Consider the following 25,529-nt stretch of genomic DNA (forward strand, 5'->3'; position numbering starts at 1 on the left):
GCAGTCGCACCGTCCACGCCCCGGCCGTGGCCGCCGCGGCCACGGCCGGGGCGGCCGCCACCGGGCCGGAGCCGTCAGACCGCGACGGCCTCCTTCCGACGGGCGACCGCCGCGCCGCGCGCCTCCGCCAGAGCCAGTCCCGCCACGGCTGTCAGCAGAAGCAGGGTGCCGAGGACCGTGGCCGCCGTCAGCCGCTCCCGCAGGACGGTCACCGCGATGACGGCCGCGCTCACCGGTTCCAGGAGCATGATCACGGAGACGGTGGCCGCGCGGACGGCGGCCGCTCCGGCGAAGTACAACGCGTAGGCGAGCGCCGTGGGGACCGCCGCCACGTAGACCAGCAGCCACAGCACCTGCCCGGTCTCGGCCGTGTGCGGCACGAGCCCCTCGGCGATGGCCATGGGCAGCAGGCCCACCGCTCCGATGCCGAACGCCCAGGCGCTCGTCGTCAGCGCGTCACCGCCCCCGCCGTCCCGCCCGAGCCACCGGGTGAGCAGCGTGATCGCCGCGTATCCGGCGGCGGACAGGAGCGCGAGCAGCACCCCGGCCGGCACGACGTCGCCGCCCTCGCCGCCCAGGACCAGCACGCCGAGCCCGGCCAGCGCGCCGGTCACGGCCGCCAGGCCGCCCCGGCCGAGGCGTTCGCCCAGCAGCAGGCGCGCCCCGACCGCGATCAGGACGGGCCCGGCGCCGAGTGTGACGACGGTGCCGACGGCGAGGCCGGTGACCTCGACCGCCGCGAAGTACGCGCTCTGGAAGACGGTGAGACCGATGCCCGTGCCGAGGACGCGGAGCAGCCGTCGACGCCGGGGCCCGGGCTCCCGGGGCGCGCGGCGGGGGCGCAGCGCGAGCGCACCGGCGAGCAGGACGAGGCCGCCCGCGCAGCGCCAGAAGGACAGGGCGAGGGGGCCGAGATCGCTGACCCGGAAGATCAGGGACGCGGCCGCGCCGGCCGTGCCCCAGGCGACTCCGGCGACGACGAGATACAGCATGCTCCGCCCGACGGGCAGCGCGGAAGCAACAGGAAGGGACATGTGACTTCTCCTGAGGAGGACAGGGTGATGGGTCGCTCGGCTCCGCACGCGGGCAGCGACGAACCGCTCGGGGACTGCCCGAGCCCGGTCTTCGTCAGGAGTGGCCGCCCGCGCTAGGCGGCGGGCGGCGGCAGCACAGTCAGATGCATGGCCGGAACACTAATGCGGGGCCCGGTCCCGGGACAACTCGCCCTCGGCGGCCGCCGCCGACCCGGCGCCGGCGGCGACGGGACCCGACGGAGGCTTCGGCGCGGTGGACTGGGCGATGAACGCGCCGGTCAGAACGGTGAGCCCGCCGATGAGCTGCGGCGCGGAGAGGTGCTCGCCGAGGAGCACCCAGGCCAGCCCGGTCGCGATGACCGCTTCGAGGCAGGCGACGACCCCGGCCACCTGGGGCGAGAGCAGCCGGACCGAGACGACCCCGGTGGCGTACGCGAGCACGGTGGCGAGCAGCACGATCCAGCCGAGCAGCAGCCAGGCGGGGACCTCGCCGCCGTTCATGTCCGCGCTGCCGCCGAGGAGCGACCAGTCCATGCCCCAGGGGCGGGCGACGACGGTGAGGACGCCCGCGCCGACGAGCAGTCCGTACGCGATGACGCCGACGGGGTGCGGAGGCTCGGCGTGCTCGCCCTCGCCGTCCCGGCCGTCCTGCCCGCCGTGGTCGGAGAGGACGAAGTAGCCCACCTGGCAGCAGGCGGCGCCCAGAGCGAGGAGCAGGCCGATCAGATCGAAGCTCAGCCCGGCCCAGACCTCGACGACGCACGCGAGGCCGCCGACCGCCAGCACCACGCCGAGCGCGGCGGCCCGGGTGACGGGCCTGCGCTGCACGAAGCGGACCCAGCCGAGCACCAGCGCGGGCGCCAGGTATTCCACCAGGAGCGCCACGCCGACCGGGATGCGGGAGATCGAGGCGAAGTAGAAAGCCTGGACCCCGGCCACCGCGAACAGGCCGAACCCGGCGAGCAGCGCGGGGCGTTCCCGTACGAGGTTCCGGTGGCGCCAGGCGACGGGGAGCATGATGACGGCGGCGCCCGCGACGCGCAGCCACACCACGTGCAGGGGGTCGAGCCCCGCCTCGATCAGCGGCTTGGCCGCCACTCCCGAACCGCCGAACGCGAAGGCCGAGACCAGGGCGAGCCCCAGCCCGGCGCTTCTGCCCTGAAACCCCGTAGACGCGTGCATCGGCACATCATGGCAGCAGTCGACAGCACCGTCACCCCGGTGACACCTGTCGAGACACCGCGCCGCGCCGTGCCGGAGGAAGGAGCCCGCGCGCCGCCGCCCCGGGACGGCCACAGGCCGTCGCCGCCGGCACGGAAGCCCTCACACCGTCGCCGTCGAGCAGGACCTCATGCCGCGGCGGAAGACCTCACGCCGTCCCCGTAGCGCCGCGGCTCACGCGTGCCGTGCCGCGTCGGCCGTGAGCACGGCCACCCGGCCGGCCAGCCACCGCACGTCCACGCCCGCGCGGGAGAGCACCTCCACCGCACGGCACTCGGGATCGGCGGCCAGCGCGGCGAGCAGATCGAGACCGGCGGCCCGCGCTTCGCCGTGCGAGGCCGCGCGGTGGCGTGCGCCCTCCAACGCGGCCAGGGCCGAGGGCGACCAGCCGTCGTCGGCCGGGGCGCGTATCACCGGGACCGCGCCGGAGCCCTCGACGGAACCCCGCCAGCGGAGCCCGTAGCCGATGCTGCGCTGCGCGAGGTAGCCCAGTACCCGGGCAGGCCGCGGCCCTCCGTGGAAGACCTCGCGGACCTCGGGGTCCGCCTCGATCAGCGAGTGCAGGAGGTGGGCGGTGTCGATCTGCCGGTCCCCGTCACGCAGCGCCCGCCTGCGCGCACCCGTCAGCGCCGATGCCAGTTCCACGGTGAAGCGGGCATCGAGTTCGGCGCGGTTCGGTGCGGGCCGTTCAGGCATGCGCGGCGTCCGGTTGTGCACACCTCCACCCCATCAGGACGGCGGCCGGAACGCATCGCCGGAGGGACCCATGGGACATCCCACCGAAGTTGGGGACAGCGGAGCGATCCGTCATCCTTGCGGATGAGATCGTGCCAAGAGGCACAATCTTGACGCCCCCGGGGAGCGCGCCGCCTTGCCTTGCACGCCCCCGCGGCAACCGTCGGCCCCCACGCGCACGTCCCTCACGCCACAGCGCACAGACGGGGAAGGGGAGGGGAGGAACGGGTGTTCTGGATGGTCGCCCTGCTCGCGCAGGACGGGTTGCAGTACGTCTACCGGGTCCACGCGCCCGACGACGCCCTGCCCGCCGATCTGTTCTGGACGGCCTTCCACTGCCACGACGAGGGCCCCCACCCGCGCGCTTCGGACCGCTTCGACGCCGCGGTGATCTGGCGGAACCGGCAGCCCCAACAAATCTGACGAGTCATCAGTATTGAAGGTCGACGCGGCTCGCGCTACGTTCCGCGACACCTGAACCCGACGAACCAGGGGTGGTCGCATGACCGAAGTCAGCGCCGAGGCACGCATCGAGGCGCCCGCCGAGAAGGTCTGGGACCGCCTGACCGACTTCGCGTCGTACGGGGAGTGGAACGCCACCCACACCGGCTTCCCCCGGGGCGGGCCGGCCGAACTGGAGCCGGCGGCCACCTACGAGAAGAACATGAAACTCATGGGCTTCCCGGCCGAGGTCACCTGGACGGTCGACGAACTCCGGGAGGGCCGCCTGCTGGCCACCCGGGGCAAGGGCCCGATGGGGGGCAGTCTGGCCATGCGGTACTCCCTGACCCCGGAGGGCGACGCCACGACGATGCGCATCGACGGCCGGTTCACCGGTGCGGCGGTCTCGCTGATGGGCGGCAAGCTCCAGGACTCCGCGACGGCGGCGCTGGAGGAGTCGTTGCGCAGCTCGGCGGACTCGTAGCACCCTGAACCACGCCCGCCGGGTACGGGCACGGCCGCGCGGCCTCCGTCCCGCGAGCCATGGCCGCGCGGGCACGGCCGGTCACGGGCACTCACCCCCGCGCGCCCCCTCCGCCCCGGCCGGAGAGGCCCCGGACGCGTCGGCGCAGCGGATTTCGATCATGACCGTGCCGGGCACCTCGTCGGTGACCGCGCGGCGTGAGAGCAGGTCCGTCTCCGGCTCGACGAGGAACCGCTGGGCCGCGTCGCCCGCGGTGGCCTGATGGCTTTCCGGCAGGGCGTCGACCACCTTCCGCATCGCCGAGGCGAGCGCGGAGCCGAGGCCGAACACCTGATCCCGCGACCCGGCCCGGCGGCCGGCAGGGCGAGTGCCTCTTCGCGGTTCAGCCCGGTGAGCTCGGTCCGGAAACCTGGCAGCAGCGAACCCGCCGTGCCGGCCGGCACCCTGCTCGGGGTGACGCGACTGGCCGTACCCGGCCGGCTGGTCGAGATCGAGGGCACCGCCGTCGCGTGAGACGGGCGCACCGTCCGGGTCGTGTAGGCCGAACCGGTCGACACGAGCCGGACAGGCGGACGGCGCCCTCCGACGCTGCGGGCCACGGGTTCCTCGCCGGTGGCCCGGGCCCCGCCCGTATTCGCCTTTCGCCCTCGCCCGCCGAGCGCTAACGTGCCCGGGAACGCTCAGAGCCGTCCCGTACTCCCCGGCGGGCGCACGACGACAGCATTCGGACCCACGAGGAGCGAGAGACATGCCCGGTCGCCCGAGCGCGCGCTGACGTCGTAGGCCGAAACCGGCCCGTCATCGCGTGCTGCCCCTGAGGTCGCGGCACAGCGAGCCCTTGTCCCGCCCGATGCCCGGGCGCGCTCTCGCGCGCGCCGGGCGGCGATTCCCGGCGAACCCCGAGGTTTCTGTGCCGTCCCCTCCGCCTCCCTCCTCCCCTCCGCCTTTCCGCGGCGGTCCGGAGCCCACTCGGTCCGTGCCGCCCCGCCTGTGGCGGGACAGTGACTTCCGCGGGCTCTGGGTGGGCCAGACCGCCTCCCAGCTCGGGGAGCACACGACACTCGTCGTGCTGCCGCTCCTCGCCGTCCTGACGCTCGACGCCGACGCGAGCCGGTTGGGGGCCCTCCGCGCCGTGGGGCAGGCGCCGATCCTGCTGCTCTCGCTCCTCGCGGGTGCGTGGGTGGACCGGTGGCGGGCCCGCACCGTGATGGTGCTCAGCGACGCCGCCCGTGCCGTCGCGCTGGGCGCTACAGCCGTCGCCGGTCTCCTCGGGCTCCTCGGCCTGCCCGCGCTGTTCGTGGTGGCGTTCACCGTCGGAGCGCTGTCCGTCCTCTTCGACGTGGCGTACCAGGCGTCCCTCGTACGGATGGTGCGACGCGATCAGCTCGTGGAGGGCAACAGTGCTCTGGAGGGCAGCCGGTCCGCGGCGCAGATCGGCGGCCCCGCGCTCGGTGGTGCGCTGGTGTCCCTGCTGTCGGCGCCGGTCGCCGCGGCGTCCGGCGCGCTGTTCTTCGCGGTGTCGTTCGTGTCCCTGCGGCGGATCCGCCGACCTGAAGCCGCGCCCGGGCGCCCGGCGGCGGTTCCCGGGCGCCCGGAGCGCGCCCCCGGGGTCCGGTGCCGAATCCTGGAGGGCCTTCGCTTCGTCGCCGGAAACCCCTGGCTGCGGACCGTGTGCCTCGCCTCGGCGGCCTTCCAGTTCTCCTTCGCGGCCACGATGACCGTCTACCTGCTCTTCCTCCCGCGCGCCTTGGGCCTGGCGGGCGTCACCGTCGGCCTCGCCCTCGCGGCGACCGGGCCGGGCGCGCTCTTGGGCTCGGTCCTGGCCGCACGGCTGCCGGGGCGGTTCGGTCACGGCGCGGTGCTCGTGTCCGCAGCGGTACTCGGCAACGGGGCGCTGCTGTGCGTGCCGGCGCTGCACGGCTCCTCGACCACGACGATCCTCGCTCTCCTGGCCGTCAACTTCGTGTTCGGGGCCTTCAGCCAGCTGGTGAACGTCACGGTCATGTCGGTGCGGCAGGCCGTCACACCGGACCGGATGCAGGGCCGGGCGGCCGCGACGATCACGTTCGTCGGCATGGGGTGCGCCCCGCTCGGCTCGCTGCTCGGCGGCTTCCTCGCACAGGACTGGGGGCTGCGCGGCGGTCTCCTGGTGTCGGCCGCGGGGATGATGCTGTCCCCGGTCGTGATGGCCGCGTCCCCGCTCGTCCGACTGGGACGTGTGCTTCCGGCCCCGCGGGCGGGCAAGGAGCCCGCGGAATGACACGAACCGGGGGTGCGGGGAGGGGAGTGACGGCCCGCGTGAACGTGACACGGACCGGCCGACGTCAGCGCGGCTACGGGACCGGGCCTGGCGTGAACCGGAGTGCCGCTTGCCGGCGGCGTACGCCCGGCAGGGGCCAGACACCCGGAATTGGCCTTGGCCCGTCTGACCGCCGTCCCTCTACGGTCGCCCCATGAGGATTCGCATCGTCGACGCGTTCACCGACCGCCCCTTCTCCGGAAACCCCGCCGGCGTGCTCCTGCTGGAGGGCGGCGCGTTCCCGGCCGCCGAACGCCTCCAGGAGATCGCTGCCGAGGTCAACCTCTCCGAGACGGCCTTCGCCCACCCGCTCCCGCCGGGCGGCCCGGCCGACTGGGCCCTGCGCTGGTTCACCCCGGCCACCGAGGTGGACATGTGCGGGCACGCCACCCTCGCCGCCGCCCACGTCCTGCACACCACCGGCCTGGCCACGGGCCCGGTGCGCTTCGCCGCACGCTGCGGGATCCTGAGCGCGACCGCCGGGCGGGACGGCAGTCTCACCCTCGACTTCCCCACCTCCCCGCTGACCGAGGAACCGGTGCCGCAGGGCCTCGCCGACGCTCTCGGCGCGGACCCCGTATCGGTGCGCGCCACCGGCGAGCACATCGGTGACCTGCTCGTCGAACTCCGCGACGAGGCGGCCGTGCGGGCGCTCACCCCCGACTTCGCGGCCCTGGTGGCCCACTCCCGGCGCGGCGTCATCGCCACCGCCGCCGCCGAGGACCCCGCCCGGGGCTACGACTACGTCTCGCGCGGCTTCTTCCCGGGCGTCGGCATCGACGAGGACCCGGTCACCGGCAGCGCCCACACCGCGCTGGCCCCCTTCTGGTCGGCCCGTCTCGGCCGCGACGACCTCACCGGCCTCCAGGCGTCCGCCCGCTCGGGCCTGGTCCGCACCGCTCTGCGCGGCGCGCGCACCCTGCTGACCGGTACGGCGGTCACGGTGATCGACGGCGAGCTGCTCACCACGCTCTGACGGCCCGTCGGGGTGCGCCGGGCCTCCGGCGCACCCCCTCGCCGCCCCGACGGCACCGCGCTCAGGGTGTCGGCAGCCAGTCGACCCGGCCCGCGAGCAGGGCGTAACCGACGAACGCCCCGATGTCCAGGAGCGCGTGTGCGACGACCAGCGGACCCACCCGGCCCCAGCGCCGGTAGAGCAGGACGAAGACGACGCCCATCACCACGTTGCCGATGAAGCCGCCGATCCCCTGATACAGGTGGTACGACCCGCGCAGCACGGAGCTCGCCACCAGGGCGGCCATCGGCGTCCAGCCCAGCTGTCCGAGTCTGCGCAACAGGTACCCGACGACGATGACCTCCTCCACCACGGAGTTCTGGATCGCCGAGAGGATCAGTACGGGGAACTTCCACCACACCTCGGGCAGGGACTCGGGAACGACGGTCAGGTTGAACCCGGTGGCTCGGGCCACCAGGTAGAAGGCGAGGCCGGCGCTGCCGATGCCGGCCGCGACCAGGGTTCCGCGGCCGAGATCGAACCAGGGGCGGGCGCGGTCGAACCCGATGGCCCGCAGGCCCGCCCCCTCCCGGATCAGCAGATGCGCCACCAGCGCGACCGGCACCAGGGCCGTCGCGATTCCGAACATCTGCCATGCCAGGTCCAGCCATGGACGGCCCGGAGCGTACGAGCCGTTGAGCGTCGCCGCCTGGTCCTTCAACCCTCCCGGTTTCGTCAGGGACCCGACGAAGCTGATGAGGGCGGACACTCCGCTGGCGCCCAGGGAAAGCGCCAGGACCAACACCGTCTCGGACCGCAAGGTCCTTCGTGACACGGCCTCCTGGGAAAAAGGATCAGCCACGCGCCCGGCTTCCACCTGTGCTCCTGCCTCTTGTTCCGCGATCGCGTCTCATCCCGCCGGCCACTTCGCCGGATTCTCGGATACCGGTGCGAAAGTCATGCGCGACCGGCCGACGGGACCACCGACGTGGGACGTCATAGCTTGCCCGACAGCCATGCGGCGCGAGAAGGCAGGGACCGTCCGAGCCTCAGCGGCAGCTCCGTACGGCAGCCGGTCGCCGTTCTCCGGGGCGCTCGGGACGGGCCCGGGGGCGCCTCGCCGCCCCCGCGAAGCCGGGGCTCGGTGGGCGCGACCGGGGCCGCCCGCGCCCACACCGGCGCCGCCGTGCGGTCCGGCGCGCAGGGCGGCTGACGGCACGGCGGGGACGGCGCCGCCGGGCCCGCACGGGCTCCGTCCCCGGCACGGGCGCCGCGACGGCCGTAGGGCGCTGCCGCGCCCTCAGGGGGCCGGGAAGCCCACCGGCCAGGTGTGCACCGGCTCCCCGGCGTGCATCAGCTCGGCGTAGCGGCGGGTCGTTGCCGCGAGTGCCGCTTCCCGCCCCAGTCCGGCGTCCAGGGCCCGGTGGTACGTGGCCACCTGCCAGGAGGCCCCGTTGACGCGCCGCTTGCAGCGCTCCTCGATCACTGAGAGATAGCGGTCCCGGTCGGCCGGCTCGATGTGCCAGGCGTCCAGGCCCGCGGCGGCCAACGGCAGCAGCTCCTCCAGCACCAGCTGTACGGCGGGAATCCTGGCCGGCTGGCCGGAGCGGCCCGGCCGGGGCCAGTGCAGCCGGGCGTCGATGCCGTGGCGGCACGCCTCGGTGAAGTTCTCCTCGGCGGCCTCGAACGGCAGCCTGCTCCACACCGGCCGGGGTTCCTCGGCGAGGGCCCGCACGAGCCCGTAGTAGAACGCGGCGTTGGCGATCACATCGGTGACCGTGGGCCCGGCCGGCAGCACCCGGTTCTCCACCCGCAGGTGGGGAAGGCCGTCGGCGATCCCGTACACGGGGCGGTTCCAGCGGTAGACGGTGCCGTTGTGCAGCACCAGCTCGGCCAGCTCGGGCACTCCCCCCTCGTCCAGCACCTTCAGGGGGTGCTCGTCGTCGCAGATGGGCAGCAGCGGCGGGAAGTAGCGCAGATTCTCCTCGAAGAGCTCGTGGGCCGAGCCGATCCAGCGCTCCCCGAACCAGGTCCTGGGGCGCACGCCCTGGTTCGCCAGCTCCGGCGGCCGTACGTCGGTGGCCTGCTGGAACAAGGGGGGCCGGGACTCCCGCCACAGCTCCTTGCCGAAGAGGAAGGGGGCGTTGGCGCCCAGCGCGATCTGGACGCCGGCGATCGCCTGGGCCGCGTTCCACACGTCGGCGAACCGGGCCGGCGTCACCTGGAGGTGCAACTGAACCGAAGTGCAGGCCGATTCCGGGGCGATCGAGGGAGAGGTGCAGACCAATCGCTCGACGCCTTCGATATCCAGGGCGAAATCCTCACCCCGGGCGGCGGCCATTTGGTCGTTGAGCAGGGTGTAGCGGGCGACGTCGGAGAGATTCGCGGACACCACGTCGTGCTCCCCCAGGGTGGGCAGGATTCCGATCATCACGATCCCCGCGTCCACCTCCCCCGCCTTGCGGTGAGCATAGGCGAGGCCGGTCCGCAACTCCTCCGCGAGCTGATCGAAAATCCGGCCGCCGAGGCGGTGCGGGACGATATTCACTTCCAGGTTGAACATCCCCAGTTCGGTCTGGAAATCCCGGCTGGCGATGCGCTGGAGCACTTGCTGATTCATCATCCGGGGCATCCCGTCGGAACCCGCGAGATTCAGCTCTATCTCCAGCCCCATCAGGTTCCGCGGGCGGTCGAACCTCCGCTCCGCCAGGAGCCTGCCCAGCCCTTCCAGGCACTGGTTGAGCTTGGCGCGGTACTCCTGTCGATCGGACAGGTCAACGGCTTCCGCCACGACCTTCTCCCCCATCGAGGGGTCCCTCCTCCAGTGGGCGGCCCGCGACCCAGGCCGCTCGCATCACGATCGATAATGCCCAGCGGGAGTGATCCGTAACGCCCCCATCGGCTTCCGATACCCGATAGTCTGGTGGAAGGAGACCGGAGGCACATTCCGGGGGCATGTGTCTTCCCGCGTTTTCGGCCTGATCACGCGTACGGGAACGCCGACGAGTTTCGGCCGACCGCTCCGCCGGAAGGGTGCCAGGTCGAGGCCGTCAACAGGGCACTCAAATCGCCAGGAATACCACGATTCGAAGGCCGGATGACGCCTTGTGCGACATATCCACGACTGCTAGCGGAAACACCGTGTGAACACGCGTCATATAAACTCCGCTCAACGAGGCAGAAAAGTCGATACGACTCGCCCGTCACCGGCCGTCTCCGGCCCGCATGCCGACAGCGCCGTCTGCACCCGCCCAAGCGCCACCGTGTCTCCGAAGTGAGAGGCAACCCACCATGCCGCTGCATGTTCCCCCGGCCCCCGCGCCCGCCCTGCGCAGCGTTCTCGCGGCCCTCGGTTCTCCCACCGCCGTCCGCGAGGCCCGCACGTCCGCTCTCCGGTCCGTCCAGGGACCGCTGAGCCCCGAACTGCCGCTTCCCGTCCATGTGCTGGACCGGATCACTCCCGCCCGGCCGGCGCCCGTGACGCGCCTCGCGGCCTGGCGCTTCCTGATCCGGAGCGAGGGCCGCGCGGTCGCCGCGGCGGACACCGTGCTCACCCCCGACGGCTGGACGTTCTCGCACTTCTTCGAGGGCCCCTATCTCGCCTCGACCGAGCTGGCCGTCCGACAGGCCGACGCCTCGGCCACCGCCCGCCAGGCACGGCTGCTGTCCATCCCGGAGCTGTACATGCTCACCCTCTGGCTGCACGGCGACACCGGGGCCGATCCCGCCGGCGGGGTGCTCGCGCCGACGGACGTCCTGGTGCCCCTGGCGCCGGCCCCGCCGGGCATCGCCGCCCATCGCCCGCACCGGGCCGCCGATCTGCTGCCCGTCATCTCGCTGCGCGTGGCGCCGGGGCCGCTCCTCAGATCGGCGTGACCGCCGCCCCGGCTCGACGCCGGCGACGCCCGTCCCACGCCCCGCGCACCCGGGGCAGGGAGCGGGCGCCGCGGGGCGTTGCGCGGCCCACTCGGACTAGCCCCATCCGGCCACCCCGAACCACCCAAAGGGACAGTGCAGTTGCGGTGAACCGTCCGCGCGGGTGATGCGTCATGGGAGGAGTACGGGTGCTGCGGCGAAATACCTGCGGAATCTGCCCCGTAGAGCAACACTGGGACCGGACCGACTGATACGGGGGCGGCCATGAACCTCTCATCCAGCCGCAGGACACTCGACTCGACGCAGCGAAAGAACCCATCCATGTGCCAGCACCAGCCACCCTGCCCCACCGCCGATTCACCCGACCGGGAGGCCGCCCGCCTGACGGCCCACCACCCCGAACAGGGGTGGAGCCTCCTGTGCAACGGCGTCCTGCTCTTCGAGGACACCGGCGAGCTGCTGCCGGACGGGCAGATCATCGCACCGCACCGGCCGCCGGCAGCCGGCCGCGTGGTGAAGGCCGCCTGAGGGCGGTCGTACGAAGAGGGGCCGGCCCGGAGAGATCTCCGAACCGGCCCCGACATCTGTCCGGCGCACACCGCTCACGGCGCCCGCCGAACAGGACGCCTCACTCGTCGTACGCGTCCAGCGGGGGGCAGGAGCAGACCAGGTTCCGGTCACCGAACGCCCCGTCGATGCGGCGCACCGGCGGCCAGTACTTGTCCGCCGCGGACACTCCGGCCGGGAAGACGGCCTCCTCGCGGCTGTAGCCGTGCTCCCAGTCGCCGCCCAGCGCGGCCGCGGTGTGCGGGGCGTTGCTCAGCGGGCTGTCGTCCTTGCTCCACTCCCCCGAGGCGACCTTCTCGATCTCGGCCCGGATCGCGATCATGGTGTCGCAGAACCGGTCGAGCTCCGCGAGGTCCTCGCTCTCCGTCGGCTCGATCATCAGCGTGCCGGCCACCGGGAACGACATGGTCGGCGAGTGGAAGCCGTAGTCGATCAGGCGCTTGGCCACGTCGTCGATGGAGACGCCGGTCGCCTTGGAGATCGGGCGCAGGTCCACGATGCACTCGTGCGCGACCAGACCGGCCGGGCCGTTGTAGAGGATCGGGAAGTGCGGCTCCAGGCGCTTGGCGATGTAGTTCGCGGCCAGCACCGCGACCTGCGTGGCCCGCTTGAGGCCCTCGCCGCCCATCAGGCGGACGTACGCCCACGAGATCGGCAGAATGCCCGCCGAGCCCCACGGGGCGGCCGAGATCGGGCCCACGCCGGTCTCCGGGCCCGCGGCGGGCTGGAGGGGGTGGTTGGGGAGGTACGGGGCGAGGTGCGCGCGGACGCCGACCGGGCCCACGCCGGGGCCGCCGCCGCCGTGCGGGATGCAGAAGGTCTTGTGCAGGTTCAGGTGCGAGACGTCGCCGCCGAACTTGCCCGGCTTGGCGAGCCCGACCAGCGCGTTGAGGTTGGCGCCGTCCACGTAGACCTGACCGCCCGCGTCGTGCACCTCGCCGCAGATGTCGGCGACGTGCTCCTCGAACACCCCGTGCGTGGACGGGTAGGTGATCATCAGCACGGCCAGCTCGTCGCGGTGCTGCTCGATCTTGGCGCGCAGGTCCGCGATGTCGACCTCGCCGTCGTCGGCGGTCTTCACCACGACGACCTTCATGCCCGCCATGACGGCGCTGGCGGCGTTGGTGCCGTGCGCGGAGGACGGGATGAGGCAGACGGTGCGCTGGTCGTCGCCGTTGGCCCGGTGGTACGCGCGGACGGCCAGCAGACCCGCGAACTCACCCTGGGAGCCGGCGTTGGGCTGGATGGACACCGCGTCGTAGCCGGTGACCTCGGCGAGGCGCTCCTCCAGCTCACGGATGAGGGTGAGGAAGCCCTGCGCCTGCTCGGCGGGGGCGAAGGGGTGCAGCGCGCCGAACTCGGGCCAGGTGATCGACTCCATCTCGGCGGTCGCGTTCAGCTTCATGGTGCAGGAGCCGAGCGGGATCATGCCGCGGTCCAGCGCGTAGTCCCGGTCGGCGAGCTTGCGCAGGTAGCGCAGCATCGCGGTCTCGGAGCGGTACTGGTGGAAGACCGGGTGGGTCAGGATGTCGTCGGAGCGCAGCAGCCCCTCGGGGAGCGCGTCGGCCACCGCGGCGTCCAGCGCCTCGATGTCGCCCTCGGCGCCGAAGGCGGCCCAGACGGCGGAGATCTGCGCACGGGTGGTGGTCTCGTCGCAGGCGGCGGAGACGTGGTCCGCGTCGACCAGCCGGAGGTTGACCCCGCGCTCCCGGGCGTCCGCGACGACGGCCGCGGCCTTGCCGGGCACCCGGACGGTCACGGTGTCGAAGAACGAGCCGTGCACGACGTCGGCCCCGGCGCTTCGCAGGCCGTCGGCCAGGATCGCGGCGAAGCGGTGGGTACGCCGGGCGATCGTCCGCAGCCCGTCGGGGCCGTGGTAGACCGCGTACATCCCGGCCATGACGGCGAGCAGGACCTGCGCGGTGCAGATGTTGCTGGTGGCCTTCTCCCGGCGGATGTGCTGCTCGCGGGTCTGGAGGGCCAGTCGGTACGCCTTGTTGCCGTCGGCGTCGACGGAGACGCCGACGAGGCGGCCGGGCAGGCTGCGCGCGAACTTCTCGCGGACCGCCATGAAGCCGGCGTGCGGGCCGCCGAAGCCCATCGGGACGCCGAAGCGCTGGGTGGTGCCGACCGCGATGTCGGCGCCGAGCGCGCCGGGCGAGGTCAGCAGCGTGAGGGCCAGCAGGTCGGCGGCGACAGTGACGATCGCGCCGAGTTCGTGGGCCTGCTCGATGACGGGCTCGATGGCGCGCACGGCTCCGGAGGCGCCCGGGTACTGGAGCAGCACGCCGAAGACGCCGCGCTCGGCGATCCCGGCCGGGATGCCGTCGCTCAGGTCGGCGACGACGACCTCGACGCCGGTGGGCTCGGCGCGGGTCTCGATCACCGCGACCGTCTGCGGCAGGGTGTCGGCGTCGACCAGGAAGACGCCCTTCTTGACCTTGCCGACACGCCGGGCGAGGGCCATCGCCTCGGCGGCCGCGGTGCCCTCGTCGAGCAGGGAGGCGCCGGAGGTGGGCAGCCCGGTCAGCTCGGCGACCATCGTCTGGAAGTTCAGCAGGGCCTCCAGGCGGCCCTGGGAGATCTCCGGCTGGTACGGCGTGTAGGCCGTGTACCACGCGGGGTTCTCCATGACGTTGCGCAGGATGACGGGCGGCGTGAAGGTGCCGTAGTAGCCGAGGCCGATCATCGGGGCCAGCACCTTGTTGCGGTCGGACAGCGACCGCAGCTCGGCCAGGACCTCCGCCTCGGTGCGCGCCGAGGGAAGGTTCAGGGCCTCCGCGCTCTTGATCACGTCGGGCACCGCGGCGGCGGTCAGCTCGTCGAGGGAGCCGTATCCGACCTGGGCGAGCATCTTGGCCTGGGCTCCGGCGTCCGGCCCTATGTGGCGCTGCTCGAACGGAATTCCCTGCTCCAGCTGGGAGAGCGGAGTGCGACGGGGGGTCATGGTGGAGGCCTCCTGGTCTGTCACGACCTGCGAGGGGCACCACGGCGCGGGTGCCCGAACGGCCTCCCCCTCTGTCATCTCAACCTGAGAGCTTCACCGGCCCGCCCGGGGGCGTGCCGACTTTCACCGTCGGTGAGGGTCGATTCCGCCTGGACTCGCGCCCGCACGGAACCGCCCTGCTTTCCAGAGTGACCTCGTCCGTGCGGTACGGGAGCCTGAGAGATTCCGGGGAGGAGTTGCTCCTTCGGCGCCTCCGGATTCCGCACCGGAGGACTCTCCCGCACGGGGTCAGCAGCCACGGCCAGCCTACCAGCGGCCACTGCGCCGAGGCTCTCGAGTGGCCGACACCGCGGATCTGCACTTGTGTGGTGCTGGTGGAGCGACCGGGCCCACCCTGAGCAGTTGCGACCAGTGGGAGGCACCGTGCAGACCGATATCGATCCGCGCCGCCTGATCGGCCGCAAGGCGTTCGATCGCAAGGGCACCAAGATCGGAACGGTGGATGAGGTCTATCTCGACGACGCGACGGGCGTGCCCGAGTGGGCGGCCATCCGCACGGGCCTGTTCAGCAGGGATGCCTTCGTGCCCCTGGAACCGAGCGAATTCGTCGAGGACACGCTGCGCGTCCCCTTCGACCGGGCCTTGATCAAGGGCGCGCCGGACTTCGGCGTCGGCCGGCACCTCTCGCCCGAGCAGGAACTGCAGCTCTACCGGCACTACGGGCTGGACTCCCCGCCCTCGAAGGAGTCGGCGCCCGACCGGGACTTCGGCAGGCTGGCGGGCCAGGAGGAGTAGTCGGCCGCATCGCGGACGAGGGGCAACGGGTCGGCGGGCCGCAGCAGCGGGTCGTCGACGCGGAACGTGAGGACCCGGCCGGGCGCGCTCCACGGTTCCTCGAACCGGACGGTGACCCGGCCGACGCCGCTCCCCTGCACCCAGCCGTGCCCGTGCTCCTCGTGGCACACGTCGTGCCCGGCGGGCCAGCGCCGGGCGGCGAGCAGCTCGGCGCTGTCCGGCTCGGGCTCCGGGACGGTCTCCTGGCCGCCCTCCGCGGCCGGGGCCAGGATCTCCCGGGCCCGCTGCGCCCGTTCCCTGGCGTCGGCGGCCTGGGCGAACAGGTCCTCCTGGGTGTAGTCGGCCAGTCCGGTGACCCCGACCCCCAGGAGCCGTACGCCCCCCGTGGTGTCGACGGACTCCAGGAGCCGCCCGGCCGCCTCACGGACCACCGTGGGGTCGTCCGTGGGGCCCCTGAGCGTCTCGGAGCGGGTCAGCGTGGAGAAGTCGTAGCGTCGGACCTTCAGCACCACCGTGCGGCCCGACCGGTCGGCGGCGCGCAGCCGCTCCACGCACCGGACGGCCAGCCGCTCCACCTCGGCCCGCACCCGCACCCGGTCGTGCAGGTCCACGTCGAAGGTGTCCTCGACCGATACGGACTTGGTGTCCCGCTCGGCGACCACCGGCCGGTCGTCGAGCCCCAGTGCCATCCGGTAGAGCCCGTGGCCGTGGGCCTTTCCGACCAGCCGGACGAGCTCCGCCTCACCCGCCTCGGCCAGGTCGTGGACGGTGGTCATCCCCGCGCGTCTGAGATGGTCGCCGGTGGCGGGACCGACCCCCGGCAGGATGCGGACGGAGAGGGGGGCGAGCAGCTCACGCTCGGTGCCCGGCTCGATGAGCATCAGTCCGTCGGGCTTGGCCTCCTCGGAGGCGATCTTGGCGAGCATCTTGGAACCCGCCAGTCCGACCGATCCGCTGAGGCCGGTCACCGCACGGATGGCTGCCCGCAGCCCCTCGCCCGTCGCGCGGGCCGACGCCGAGTCGTCCGCCGCCCCGCCGGCCTCCAGGTCCACGAACGCCTCGTCCAGGCTGAGCGGCTCCACCAGGGGCGACAACCGCCCGAGCAGCTCCATCACCTGGTCGCTCACCGTGCGGTACAGGGTGAAGCGCGGCACCAGGTAGGCCGCGTTCGGTGCGAGCCGCCGGGCCTGCGCGGTCGGCATCGCCGAGTGCACCCCCAGGCGCCGGGCCTCGTACGAGGCGGTGGCGACCACGCCCCGGGGGCCGAGGCCGCCCACCACGACCGCCTTGCCGCGCAGACTCGGCTTGGCCGCCTGCTCCGCCGACGCGTAGAAGGCGTCCATGTCCAGGTGAAGGATGGTGGGCGCGGGTCTCACACCGTCGATGCTGCCCTATGCCACTGACAACGGGCCCCTCCGGCGCCCGCGGGGGTGCCGGACCGGGTCGCGGTACCGCTCGTCGGGCTCCCGCCGCGCGGTTCGTCCGGGGTGTCCGGCCGGGTGCTCAGCCCGCACGGTTGCGGCGCCGTGCCAGCTCGTCCGCGGGGTTGTGGCCGATGAGGGTCTCTCCGGTGTCGACCCGCTCGCCGTGCAGCTGCGAGAGCGCCGCGTCCACGTCCCGCCAGACGACGCCCACGGCGATGCCGAAGACCCCCTGCCCGCCCTGGAGGAGGCTGACGACCTCGTCGGGCGAGGAGCACTCGTAGACCGTGGCCCCGTCGCTCATCAGCGTCATCCGCCCGAGATCCTGGAATCCGCGGGCCCGCAGGTGCTGGACCGTGGTGCGGATGTTCTGCAGTGCGACCCCGGTGTCCAGGAACCGTTTGACGATCTTGAGGAGGACCACGTCCCGGAAACTGTAGAGACGCTGGGTCCCCGACCCGTAGGCCGGCCGCACGCTGGGCTCCACCAGTCCCGTACGCGCCCAGTAGTCCAGCTGGCGGTAGGTGATCCCCGCCGCCGCGCACGCCGTCGGTCCGCGATAGCCGATGTCGCCGGCATCGCTCGCCGCTGCCACGCCGCCCGCTGCCACCGGCGCCGGCTGAACCGGCTGAACCGGCTGCCTGATGGCGTGGTCGGCTCCACTGCCGTGCTGCGGATACGGCCCACCCGCCGCCGTACCGTCGCCGCTGCTTCTCACGCCGACCTCCGTCCTTGACCTGCCCACTCGAAGGTAGGCAGTCACTCGGGGTGCGTCAACGATCGCCACACTCGGCACGCCGAGTGATAATCACCCTGAGGGTGGTTTCCCGTGTCTCACTTCCGGGAAAGGCTTGTCGGATGCGCTGACGGCACCCCTGCGGGACGGTCACTGGCTGTTCGTACCGAAGTCCTCCGGAGAGATCTGGTCGAGGAATTCGCGGAACTTCTCCACCTCGTCCTCCTGCTCGTCGGGGATCGCGATGCCCGCATCGTCCAGCACGCCGTCACTGCCGTAGATCGGCGTGCCGGTGCGCAGGGCCAGCGCTATGGCGTCGGAGGGCCGTGCGCTCACCTCCACGCCGCTGGCGAAGACGAGTTCCGCGTAGAAGACCCCTTCGCGGAGGTCCGTGATGCGGACCTCGGTGAGCTCCTGGCCCACGGCCTCGAGCACATCCTTGAACAGGTCATGGGTAAGCGGCCTGGCGGGAGCCATGCCCTGCTGGGCGAAGGCAATCGCGGTCGCCTCCCCCGGACCGATCCAAATGGGGAGGTACCGGTCGCCTCCCACTTCACGCAGGAGGACGATCGGTTGGTTGGAGGGCATTTCCACCCGGACACCGACAACGTCAAGCTCGTTCACACAGCAACCCTAGGACGTGCTCGCCATGTTTGGGTAGTCGGGCTCCGCCGAGGTCAGCGCAGACGGCTGCGCAGAGCGCTCTGCACGAGGGCCGCGTGGAGCCGTACGGACAGCTCGGCGAGCTCGTTCGCGGTGGCCTCGGCGTGTGCTCTGGTCTGCGGATTACGGTGCCGCCGCAGGGGGGCGACCAGCTGCTCCACCAGCCCGGCCTCCCGGTCGGCGGAGGCCCGCATGGCGCGAAGATGACGCGGTTCCAGACCGAAGCGCCCCAGCTCCGCCACCAGCTTGGCGACGGTCACCATCTCGGCGTCGTAGCCGCCCTCGGGGGCCGGGACGATGAGCCCGTAGGACTCCCATTCGGTCAGCCGCTCCTCGTCGACCTCGGCCGCCGCGAGCAGCTCGGCGCGCCCGACCCGGGCGGCGGTCGCCGCACCGGAGCCCGCCTCCCACACGCCCTCGGCCAGGTCCCGTCGCTCGCCGGGCGAGGGCAGGACGGGCTGCTCCCCCCGGGCCAGCGCGTCCAGGTGCTCCCGGATGACCTTCAGCGGCAGGTAGTGGTCCCGCTGCATACGGAGCACCTGCGCCAGTCGCTCCACATCACGCGGGGCGAACTTCCGGTATCCGGAAGGAGTGCGCTGGGGCTCGACGAGCCCCTCCGCCTCCAGGAACCGGATCTTGGAGATGGTGACTTCGGGAAACTCGTCGCGCAGCTGGATGAGCACCGTTCCGATGCTCATCGGTCGCGCTTCCGCGGAGGCGGTGCCGTGGCCGGCACCGCCTGTCGGTGTTCGCAGCATGGGCCTTCCTGGGGATCCCCCCGGACGCAGTCCGAGGCTGGTCACACGCCCCGCGGGCTCGCATAGAAGACCAGCCGGTACTTTCCGATCTGGACTTCGTCGCCGTTGGACAGCTGGACCGAATCGATGCGCTCGCGGTTGACGTAGGTGCCGTTGAGACTGCCGACATCCCCCACGGTGAAGCTACCGTCCGGACTCCTGCGGAACTCCACATGACGCCGCGACACGGTTACGTCATCGAGAAAGATGTCGCTCTGCGGGTGACGGCCGGCCGTGGTCAGGTCGCTGTCGAGCAGGAAACGGCTCCCGGAGTTCGGGCCCCGCCGCACGACCAGCAGCGCCGAACCGCCGGGCAGCGCGTCGACCGCGGCCTGGGCCTCCGGGGAGAGCGAGGGCAGAGAGGTCTGGCCCGTCGCCTCCGCCTCGTACGCCTCGAGACCGGAGATGGAGATCGTGGACGTCGTCTCCGAAGGGCGCTCCGGAACGCCTCCCCGCAGCGGCGTGCCGCAGTTGGAACAGAACCTGCTGGCCTCCGCGTTGCGGTGGCCGCACCTCGTGCAGACGGGCATCGACGAGCCCCCCGGGGTGGCCCCACCGCCCGCGCCGGAGGCCGACGGTTCGCCGAAACCTATGCGTCCGGCACCGGCGGGGTCGGCGGACGACACACCGTCACCACCAGGCGCACCGGGCACCTCGTCACGGAAGAGCGGACGCCCCGCCTCCTGCTCGTCGCCCTGACCGTGGCGCGGCGCGCGATGGCGGGCAGCACTGTTGCTGTCCTCGCGTGCACTCTTCCCGAACAACTTCGCAAACAACTTCACGGGCGATTCCCCTTGACCGACATAGACCCGCCCGTGGGGCAGGACGAACCCTGATTGAACACACCTGCCGACCCGGACATCTTCACAACGTCCGTATCCACCCGACAGTTTCCACCACGCACCACCAATCCGGTGCGCCGACCCCCCGCAACCGTCCGACCCGGTCCACCGGCCCTCACGCTCGCCCGCCTCACGGGGATGACGACCGAGCGTAGTCAGGCCGCTGCGCCGGTCGCAAGGCGTCCACCACGATGTCCTCGGACCGCTCCACGAGCACCGTGGCCTGCTCCTTCTCCAGCGTCTGGACGACACCGCCGGGGATGTTGAGGGCGGGCTCCAGATCCTGCGGTTTGCCGATCACCGTGAACTCGTAGGGCGCTTCGATCTTCCGGCCGTCCACCTCGACGTCCCCGCCGCTCCCGGAGAAGTAGCTGCCGGCCACCACCCGCACCCCGTTGACCTGGATCGCCTCGGCTCCCGCCGCCCGCAGTTCCTGGACGGCGTCGAGCAGCATGTCGGGAGCGACCGCCCCCGAGGGGTCGGTGATCGTCAACGTGATGCCGGGACCCTGGGCCGCCACGGTGCCCGCGAGGATGCCGAGCTGGCGCTCCTTCTCCAGCGTCTGCTTCCGGGCCTCCTCGGCCTGGTCGGAGCTGTTCTCCAGTTCGGTGCGCTGATCGTCCAGGCGCTGCTTCTCGTCCTCCAGGCGCTGGGTCCGGTCGTCGACCTCGTCGAGGATGCGGACCAGGTCCTCCTGCCGGGCGCCGCGCAGCGCGCTGTCGTCGTTGGTGGACCGCACCTGGATGGCGAGCCCCAGTCCGAGCCCGAACAGCAGCAGGGCGACGATCAGTTGGGCCCGGCTCAGCCGCGGTGGCCACAGGCCCGCCAGCAGCCTCTGCCGGCCGGACACCTCCGGGGCAGACGGCGGCGCGGGAGCGTCCGGGATGGCGGACTCGCCGCCCTCGGGCCGTTCGCTGCGGGGGTTCTCTTCGTTGTTCATCGGCCTCAAGCCCGGAAGACGTGCCGGCGGATCGCGGCGGCGTTGGAGAAGATCCGGATGCCCAGTACGACCACCACACCGGTGGAGAGCTGAGCGCCTACACCCAGTTTGTCGCCGAGGAAGACGATCAGCGCGGCCACCACGACGTTGGAGAGGAAGGAGACCACGAAGACCTTGTCGACGAAGATGCCGTCGAGCATGGCCCGCAGGCCGCCGAAGACGGCGTCGAGCGCGGCGACGACCGCGATCGGCAGGTAGGGCTCGACCACCGCCGGAACCTCGGGCCGGACCAACAGTCCGACCACGACTCCCACGACGAGGCCCAGTACGGCGATCACGATGTGCCCTTCCCTGTGTCTGCCGCATCACTGCCGGCGGCCTTCGGCTCTGCTGTACGGACGATCAGGCTCGGTGCGGCCGGAAGCCGCACCGTCGCCTCATCGGAGATGCTGGTGCGGATGTCGAAGCTCTCCTTGAGCGCGTTGAGGTACTGCCCGTCGGCACTGTCCCGGAACTCGGTCGCGAGCTTCTTGCCGTCCCCCACCGCGAGCACCGTGTACGGCGGTACGAGCGGTCTGTTGTCGACCAGTATGGCGTCGCCGGCGGCCCGGATGGCGGACAGCGCGGTCAGCCTTTGCCCATTGATGGAGACGGCCTCGGCCCCGGATTCCCACAGACCGTTGACGACACGCTGCATGTCCCGGTCGCGCACCCGCCCGGTGTCGGCGAAGCCGGTCGACTCGCGCGGCCCGCCGCCGCCCTGGTCGGTGTTCTTCGCGTCGTCGACGACCAGCTTCACTCCGGGGCCCTCGACGGGGGTTGCTCCGGCCAGCAGGGCCACCAGCTCCCCCTGGTCCCCGCCGTGCCGCTCCAGGGCCTTGCGCTGACGTTCACTCACATCGGAGCGGAGGCTGTCGACCTCGGACTCCAGCGTGTCGGCGGCCCGTGTCTCCGCGTCGATGCGGTCGATCAGCTCTTCGCGTTCCTTGGCGACGACCGGCGCCGAGATCCGGGCTTCGGCGGCGCCGAGGGTGACCACCAGGGCGGCCACCACCAGTCCGGCGGCCAGGCCGAGCTTCGACTTGAGCGTACGGGGCAGCCCCGCGCTCCCGTCGGCCTCACGCCGCGCCGAGGCTTCCGCGTACCCGTCGTCGAGGCTGTGGTCCATCACGTTGTTCAGCAGCGACATGGAGGCGTCGGGGCGTGCGGGCGGGGCGGTGCTCCGATCGGGGGACTGCTGCGACATGCCGCACATCGTCGCACGTCATCACGACTGCCGCCGAATGGCCCCACCGGTGCGCCGCGCCCCCCTGCCCGGGGTGTCGCGGCGCACCGGTCGTCACATCAGTCTCCCGCGCTGTCCACCACGGCGGCCCACTCGTCGAGCAGCGCCTGGGCGGAGGCGTCGTCGGGGCCTTCCGCCCACAGGTGGGTGACGGCTTCCGCCCGGTCGGGCAGGACCATGACCCATCGCCCGTCCGCCTCGACCACCCGGACTCCGTCCGTGGTGTCGACGCTGCGGTCACCGGCCGCTTCGACGACGCGGCGCATGACCAGTCCCTTGACGGCCCAGGGCGTCGCCAGGTCGCGGCGCAGGACATGCGCCCGGGGGATGCGGGCGTCGATCTGGCTCAGGGTTAGCTGGGTGCGCGCCACGAGCCCGATGAGCCGGACGAAGGCGGCGGTTCCGTCGAAGACGCTGCTGAATTCGGGAACGATGAACCCTCCGCGCCCGTCTCCTCCGAAGATGGTGTCCTCTTCACGGCCCACCCGGGTCAGGTCGTCGGGTGAGGTGGTCGTCCACTCCACCTGGGTGCCGTGGTAGGCCGCCACCTGCTCGGCGACGCGTGTGGTCGTCACGGGCAGGGCGACACGGCCGCTGCGCCGCTCGGCGGCGACGAGATCGAGGAGGACCAGCAGGGCCCGGTCGTCCTCGATGATCCGGCCCAGTTCGTCGACGAGGGAGAGCCGCTCGCCCACCGGGTCGAACCGCACACCGAAGGCCGCCCGTGCCGAGGAGACGATCTCCCCGAGCCGCACGAGGCCGGCCCGCCGGGTGTCTACGGACTCGGTGGGCCGCGACTCGTCGAGTCCGGGGTTGATCGTCAGCGCGTCCACGCCGAGCCGCCCGAGCAGGCTGGGCAGTACGAGCCCGGCGCTGCCGTTCGAGGCGTCGACGACGACCTTGAGCCCGGAGTCCGCGATGCCCTCGACGTCAACGTTCCGCAGGAGGGACCCGGTGTACGAGTCGAACACGCTGGACGGGAAGTGCAGGTCCCCGATCTCGCCGGGGAAGGCCCTGCGGTACTCCTGGCGCGCGTAGACGCGGTCGAGCTTGCGCTGCTGGGCCTGCGACAGGTCGGCTCCGCGCTCGTCGATGAACATGATGTCCACCGAGTCGGGCACCCCGGGCGACGTACGGATCATGATGCCGCCGGCGCTGCCCCGGGCGGTCTGCTGGCGCGCCACGGGCAGGGGTACGTTCTCCAGGTCCCGGACGTCGATGGCGCTGGCCTGGAGGGCCGAGATGACGGCTCGCTTGAGAGCGCGGGCGCCTCGGGAGTGGTCACGTGCGGTCGTGACCGTCGATCCCTTCTTGAGGGTCGTGGCGTAGGCGCCGGCCAGCCGTACGGCCAGTTCGGGAGTGATCTCGACGTTCAGGATTCCGGAGACACCGCGCGCTCCGAAGAGATGCGCCTGCCCCCGGGACTCCCAGATCACCGAGGTGTTGACGAAGGCCCCGGCCTCGATGGTCTTGAACGGGTACACCCGCACGTTGCCCTGGATGATCGACTCCTCGCCGACCAGGCATTCGTCCCCGATGACGGCGCCGTCCTCGATCCGGGCCGCACGCATGATGTCGGTGTTCTTGCCGACCACACAGCCCCGCAGGTTGCTGTGCTGTCCGATGTAGACGTTGTCGTGCACCACGGCCTTGTGGAGGAAGGCGCCCGTCTTGACGACGACGTTCGACCCCACCACCGTGTGCTCGCGGATCTCGGCGTCCGCCTCCACCTTGGCGTAGTCGCCGATGTAGAGCGGCCCCCGCAGTACGGCGTCGGGGTGGACCTCCGCGCCTTCGGCGACCCACACGCCGGGCGAGATCTCGAAGCCGTCGAGCTCCACGTCGACCTTGCGCTCCAGAACGTCCGCCTGGGCCTTGACGTAGCTCTCGTGTGTGCCGACGTCCTCCCAGTAGCCCTCGGCGATGTAGCCGTAGATGGGCTTGCCTTCCTTCATCAGCTGCGGGAAGACGTCACCGGACCAGTCGACGGAGGTGTCGGCCTGGACGTAGTCGAAGACCTCGGGCTCCATGACGTAGATGCCCGTGTTCACGGTGTCCGAGAAGACCTGTCCCCAGGTCGGCTTCTCCAGGAACCGTTCGACCTGGCCGTTCTCGTCCACGATGGTGATCCCGAATTCCAGTGGATTGGGAACGCGGGTCAGGCAGACCGTGACGAGTCCGCCCTTTTCCTTGTGGAAGGCGATGAGGTCGGTGAGGTCGAAGTCGGTGAGCGCGTCACCGGAAATCACGAGGAACGTGTCGTCCTTCAACGCCTCCTCGGCGTTCTTCACGCTGCCCGCGGTGCCGAGTGGCTTCTCCTCGTTGGCATAGGTGAGCTCCATTCCGAGCTCCTCGCCGTCGCCGAAGTAGTTCTTGACGAGGGAGGCGAGGAACTGGACGGTGACTACGGTTTCGCTGAGCCCATGCCGCTTGAGCAGCCTCAGGACGTGCTCCATGATCGGCCTGTTGGCCACGGGCAGGAGCGGCTTGGGCATGCTCGAGGTCATGGGGCGAAGACGTGTGCCTTCGCCGCCAGCCATCACGACGGCCTTCATGTCGGAAACGTCCTCCTAGAAGAGACGACGGTCAGCCGATTTCGCCCGTCGGGGCATCCATTCACAGCATCTGCCGCGGACCGGCCACACTGCGCGGTCCCGCATCAACGAGCTCAATCGGCCACTGCTGGGTCCGCCTTCACGAGCCGGCGGACTTGTATCACATAGAGGATTCCTGCCCACCAGTAGAGCGTTGTACCCCATCCTGCGAACGCCCATCCGAAAACGGCGGCCAGTGTGGCCAGCCAACCACTCCCGTCGCTGAGCAGCAACAAGGGGAAGGCGTACATCAGGTTGAACGTTGCAGCTTTCCCGAGGAAGTTGACCTGCGGAGGCGGATAGCCGTGGCGTCGCAGGATGGCCACCATCACGAGAAGCATCAGTTCCCGGGCGAGAAGGGCGGCGGTGACCCAGAGGGGCAAGATCTCACGCCAGGTGAGGCCAATCAGGGTGGAAAGGATGTAGAGGCGGTCCGCCGCCGGGTCCAGGAGCCGGCCGAGGTTGCTGATCTGGTTCCACTTGCGGGCGAGCTTCCCGTCGAGGTAGTCGCTGATGCCGCTGAGCATCAGCACCAGCAGCGCCCAGTTGTCGCTGTTGGGCCCTCCGAACACGGGGCGAAGGATCAGCCACAGGAAGAGCGGTACCCCGACAAGGCGAGCCATGCTGAGGATGTTGGGGATGGTGAGGACCCGGTCCGTCTGGACCCGAGTCTCCTGGACCTCCACCCGGGGGCCTCCTGTGAAGAACGTGCCAATGATGCCCCCTGACCCTACCCTCAGCTTCCCCTGCCCGGTGCACGGGGGTGGAGCGAGAACAGTGCGAATAGGACATAGTACGCAGGAAAGCCCCGTGCCAATGGCACGGGGCTTTCCCGGAAAAATTGTTCGGCGGCGTCCTACTCTCCCACAGGGTCCCCCCTGCAGTACCATCGGCGCT

The 25,529-nt window shown here is 71.7% G+C and carries 22 protein-coding genes, 3 pseudogenes and 1 riboswitch; of the genes and pseudogenes, 8 read left to right on the forward strand and 17 right to left on the reverse strand.

Features of this window, described 5'->3' with window-relative positions:
- Positions 1–74 precede the first annotated feature (74 nt).
- The 3 genes from ACIQMU_RS23935 to ACIQMU_RS23945 form a co-directional block, all read right to left on the reverse strand.
- Positions 75–1,034, reverse strand: a complete 960-nt coding sequence (locus ACIQMU_RS23935; RefSeq protein WP_402689638.1) for a DMT family transporter — start codon at positions 1,032–1,034, stop codon at positions 75–77.
- Positions 1,035–1,193: 159 nt separating this feature from the next.
- Entirely contained in the window at positions 1,194–2,216 is a 1,023-nt protein-coding gene (locus ACIQMU_RS23940) for an EamA family transporter (protein WP_352242184.1), read from the reverse strand.
- Between the two features lie 213 nt (positions 2,217–2,429).
- A complete protein-coding gene (locus ACIQMU_RS23945; RefSeq protein WP_352242183.1) occupies positions 2,430–2,972 on the reverse strand; it encodes a Clp protease N-terminal domain-containing protein in 543 nt (180 codons plus the stop codon).
- A gap of 246 nt (positions 2,973–3,218) precedes the next feature.
- Between ACIQMU_RS23945 and ACIQMU_RS23950 the strand changes: the two genes are divergently transcribed.
- Together ACIQMU_RS23950 and ACIQMU_RS23955 are read left to right on the forward strand one after the other, a co-directional pair.
- Entirely contained in the window at positions 3,219–3,413 is a 195-nt protein-coding gene (locus tag ACIQMU_RS23950) for a hypothetical protein (RefSeq protein WP_352242182.1), read from the forward strand.
- Between the two features lie 79 nt (positions 3,414–3,492).
- Positions 3,493–3,923 (forward strand): annotated as a pseudogene (locus ACIQMU_RS23955) (SRPBCC family protein).
- A gap of 121 nt (positions 3,924–4,044) precedes the next feature.
- On the opposite strand, the pseudogene ACIQMU_RS23960 reads toward ACIQMU_RS23955, so the two are convergent.
- Positions 4,045–4,353: pseudogene (locus tag ACIQMU_RS23960) on the reverse strand (DNA-binding transcriptional regulator); the annotation flags it as partial.
- Between ACIQMU_RS23960 and ACIQMU_RS23965 the strand changes: the two are divergent.
- The 3 genes and pseudogenes from ACIQMU_RS23965 to ACIQMU_RS23975 all read left to right on the forward strand — a co-directional run.
- A pseudogene (locus ACIQMU_RS23965) lies at positions 4,348–4,428 on the forward strand (RidA family protein); the annotation flags it as partial. The pseudogenes ACIQMU_RS23960 and ACIQMU_RS23965 sit on opposite strands and share 6 nt — an antisense overlap.
- Positions 4,429–4,903: 475 nt before the next feature.
- Positions 4,904–6,175: an MFS transporter gene (locus ACIQMU_RS23970; protein ID WP_402689647.1), complete on the forward strand. Its 1,272-nt coding sequence runs from the start codon at positions 4,904–4,906 to the stop codon at positions 6,173–6,175.
- Positions 6,176–6,368: 193 nt separating this feature from the next.
- On the forward strand, positions 6,369–7,190 hold the full coding sequence (locus ACIQMU_RS23975; protein ID WP_352242179.1) for a PhzF family phenazine biosynthesis protein: 822 nt from the start codon (positions 6,369–6,371) through the stop codon (positions 7,188–7,190).
- 61 nt (positions 7,191–7,251) lie between these two features.
- Here the strand turns inward: ACIQMU_RS23975 and ACIQMU_RS23980 are convergent, their stop codons facing one another.
- Positions 7,252–8,046, reverse strand: a complete 795-nt coding sequence (locus tag ACIQMU_RS23980) for a CPBP family intramembrane glutamic endopeptidase (RefSeq protein WP_402689639.1) — start codon at positions 8,044–8,046, stop codon at positions 7,252–7,254.
- Between the two features lie 423 nt (positions 8,047–8,469).
- Entirely contained in the window at positions 8,470–9,975 is a 1,506-nt protein-coding gene (locus tag ACIQMU_RS23985) for a glutamate--cysteine ligase (RefSeq protein WP_402689640.1), read from the reverse strand.
- A 485-nt stretch (positions 9,976–10,460) separates the two neighbouring features.
- Between ACIQMU_RS23985 and ACIQMU_RS23990 the strand changes: the two genes are divergently transcribed.
- Both ACIQMU_RS23990 and ACIQMU_RS23995 read left to right on the forward strand, forming a co-directional pair.
- Positions 10,461–11,045 carry a hypothetical protein gene (locus ACIQMU_RS23990; RefSeq protein ID WP_352242176.1) on the forward strand — a complete coding sequence of 195 codons (585 nt, stop codon included), beginning with the start codon at positions 10,461–10,463 and terminating at the stop codon, positions 11,043–11,045.
- 321 nt (positions 11,046–11,366) lie between these two features.
- Positions 11,367–11,573: a DUF5999 family protein gene (locus ACIQMU_RS23995; RefSeq protein WP_352242175.1), complete on the forward strand. Its 207-nt coding sequence runs from the start codon at positions 11,367–11,369 to the stop codon at positions 11,571–11,573.
- 100 nt (positions 11,574–11,673) lie between these two features.
- Here the strand turns inward: ACIQMU_RS23995 and gcvP are convergent, their stop codons facing one another.
- Positions 11,674–14,559, reverse strand: coding sequence for an aminomethyl-transferring glycine dehydrogenase (gene gcvP, locus ACIQMU_RS24000; protein ID WP_352242174.1), 2,886 nt, complete (start codon positions 14,557–14,559; stop codon positions 11,674–11,676).
- A gap of 193 nt (positions 14,560–14,752) precedes the next feature.
- Positions 14,753–14,850, reverse strand: a riboswitch (glycine riboswitch).
- Between the two features lie 132 nt (positions 14,851–14,982).
- Between gcvP and ACIQMU_RS24005 the strand changes: the two genes are divergently transcribed.
- Positions 14,983–15,354, forward strand: coding sequence for a PRC-barrel domain-containing protein (locus ACIQMU_RS24005; protein WP_352242173.1), 372 nt, complete (start codon positions 14,983–14,985; stop codon positions 15,352–15,354).
- On the opposite strand, the gene ACIQMU_RS24010 is transcribed toward ACIQMU_RS24005, so the two are convergent.
- The 10 genes from ACIQMU_RS24010 to ACIQMU_RS24055 all read right to left on the reverse strand — a co-directional run bounded on the left by ACIQMU_RS24010 (position 15,276) and on the right by ACIQMU_RS24055 (position 25,318).
- On the reverse strand, positions 15,276–16,730 hold the full coding sequence (locus tag ACIQMU_RS24010) for a DNA polymerase IV (RefSeq protein WP_352242172.1): 1,455 nt from the start codon (positions 16,728–16,730) through the stop codon (positions 15,276–15,278). The two genes, ACIQMU_RS24005 and ACIQMU_RS24010, sit on opposite strands and share 79 nt — an antisense overlap.
- A gap of 127 nt (positions 16,731–16,857) precedes the next feature.
- Positions 16,858–17,493 (reverse strand): MerR family transcriptional regulator, encoded by a 636-nt coding sequence (locus ACIQMU_RS24015; protein ID WP_402689641.1) that lies wholly within the window; start codon positions 17,491–17,493, stop codon positions 16,858–16,860.
- Between the two features lie 168 nt (positions 17,494–17,661).
- Entirely contained in the window at positions 17,662–18,135 is a 474-nt protein-coding gene (locus ACIQMU_RS24020) for a bifunctional nuclease family protein (RefSeq protein ID WP_006123076.1), read from the reverse strand.
- A gap of 53 nt (positions 18,136–18,188) precedes the next feature.
- On the reverse strand, positions 18,189–18,932 hold the full coding sequence (locus ACIQMU_RS24025) for a MerR family transcriptional regulator (protein ID WP_352242170.1): 744 nt from the start codon (positions 18,930–18,932) through the stop codon (positions 18,189–18,191).
- A gap of 41 nt (positions 18,933–18,973) precedes the next feature.
- Positions 18,974–19,753, reverse strand: coding sequence for an FHA domain-containing protein (locus tag ACIQMU_RS24030; protein WP_402689642.1), 780 nt, complete (start codon positions 19,751–19,753; stop codon positions 18,974–18,976).
- 190 nt (positions 19,754–19,943) lie between these two features.
- Complete coding sequence (locus ACIQMU_RS24035) at positions 19,944–20,753, reverse strand: DUF881 domain-containing protein (protein ID WP_402689643.1); 810 nt, start codon at positions 20,751–20,753, stop codon at positions 19,944–19,946.
- A 5-nt stretch (positions 20,754–20,758) separates the two neighbouring features.
- Complete coding sequence (locus ACIQMU_RS24040) at positions 20,759–21,091, reverse strand: small basic family protein (RefSeq protein ID WP_003970459.1); 333 nt, start codon at positions 21,089–21,091, stop codon at positions 20,759–20,761.
- Positions 21,088–21,999, reverse strand: coding sequence for a DUF881 domain-containing protein (locus ACIQMU_RS24045; protein WP_352242167.1), 912 nt, complete (start codon positions 21,997–21,999; stop codon positions 21,088–21,090). The genes ACIQMU_RS24040 and ACIQMU_RS24045 overlap by 4 nt, the downstream gene beginning before the upstream one ends.
- Before the next feature lie 98 nt (positions 22,000–22,097).
- Positions 22,098–24,593: a mannose-1-phosphate guanyltransferase gene (locus ACIQMU_RS24050; RefSeq protein WP_352242166.1), complete on the reverse strand. Its 2,496-nt coding sequence runs from the start codon at positions 24,591–24,593 to the stop codon at positions 22,098–22,100.
- Between the two features lie 113 nt (positions 24,594–24,706).
- Positions 24,707–25,318, reverse strand: a complete 612-nt coding sequence (locus ACIQMU_RS24055; RefSeq protein WP_352242165.1) for a CDP-alcohol phosphatidyltransferase family protein — start codon at positions 25,316–25,318, stop codon at positions 24,707–24,709.
- Positions 25,319–25,529: the final 211 nt, after the last annotated feature.

The organism is Streptomyces sp. NPDC091649 (assembly GCF_044756785.1).
In the GTDB taxonomy this organism is placed as follows: Bacteria; Actinomycetota; Actinomycetes; order Streptomycetales; family Streptomycetaceae; genus Streptomyces.

Coding starts and splice junctions, on each gene's coding strand:
- ACIQMU_RS23985 (WP_402689640.1), bottom strand. CDS start 9,975: ATGGGGGAGAAGGTCGTGGCGGAAGCCGTTGACCTGTCCGATCGACAG.
- ACIQMU_RS23975 (WP_352242179.1), top strand. CDS start 6,369: ATGAGGATTCGCATCGTCGACGCGTTCACCGACCGCCCCTTCTCCGGA.
- ACIQMU_RS23940 (WP_352242184.1), bottom strand. CDS start 2,216: ATGCACGCGTCTACGGGGTTTCAGGGCAGAAGCGCCGGGCTGGGGCTC.
- ACIQMU_RS24045 (WP_352242167.1), bottom strand. CDS start 21,999: ATGTCGCAGCAGTCCCCCGATCGGAGCACCGCCCCGCCCGCACGCCCC.
- ACIQMU_RS23935 (WP_402689638.1), bottom strand. CDS start 1,034: ATGTCCCTTCCTGTTGCTTCCGCGCTGCCCGTCGGGCGGAGCATGCTG.
- ACIQMU_RS23995 (WP_352242175.1), top strand. CDS start 11,367: ATGTGCCAGCACCAGCCACCCTGCCCCACCGCCGATTCACCCGACCGG.
- gcvP (WP_352242174.1), bottom strand. CDS start 14,559: ATGACCCCCCGTCGCACTCCGCTCTCCCAGCTGGAGCAGGGAATTCCG.
- ACIQMU_RS23990 (WP_352242176.1), top strand. CDS start 10,461: ATGCCGCTGCATGTTCCCCCGGCCCCCGCGCCCGCCCTGCGCAGCGTT.
- ACIQMU_RS24025 (WP_352242170.1), bottom strand. CDS start 18,932: ATGCTGCGAACACCGACAGGCGGTGCCGGCCACGGCACCGCCTCCGCG.
- ACIQMU_RS24035 (WP_402689643.1), bottom strand. CDS start 20,753: ATGAACAACGAAGAGAACCCCCGCAGCGAACGGCCCGAGGGCGGCGAG.
- ACIQMU_RS24050 (WP_352242166.1), bottom strand. CDS start 24,593: ATGAAGGCCGTCGTGATGGCTGGCGGCGAAGGCACACGTCTTCGCCCC.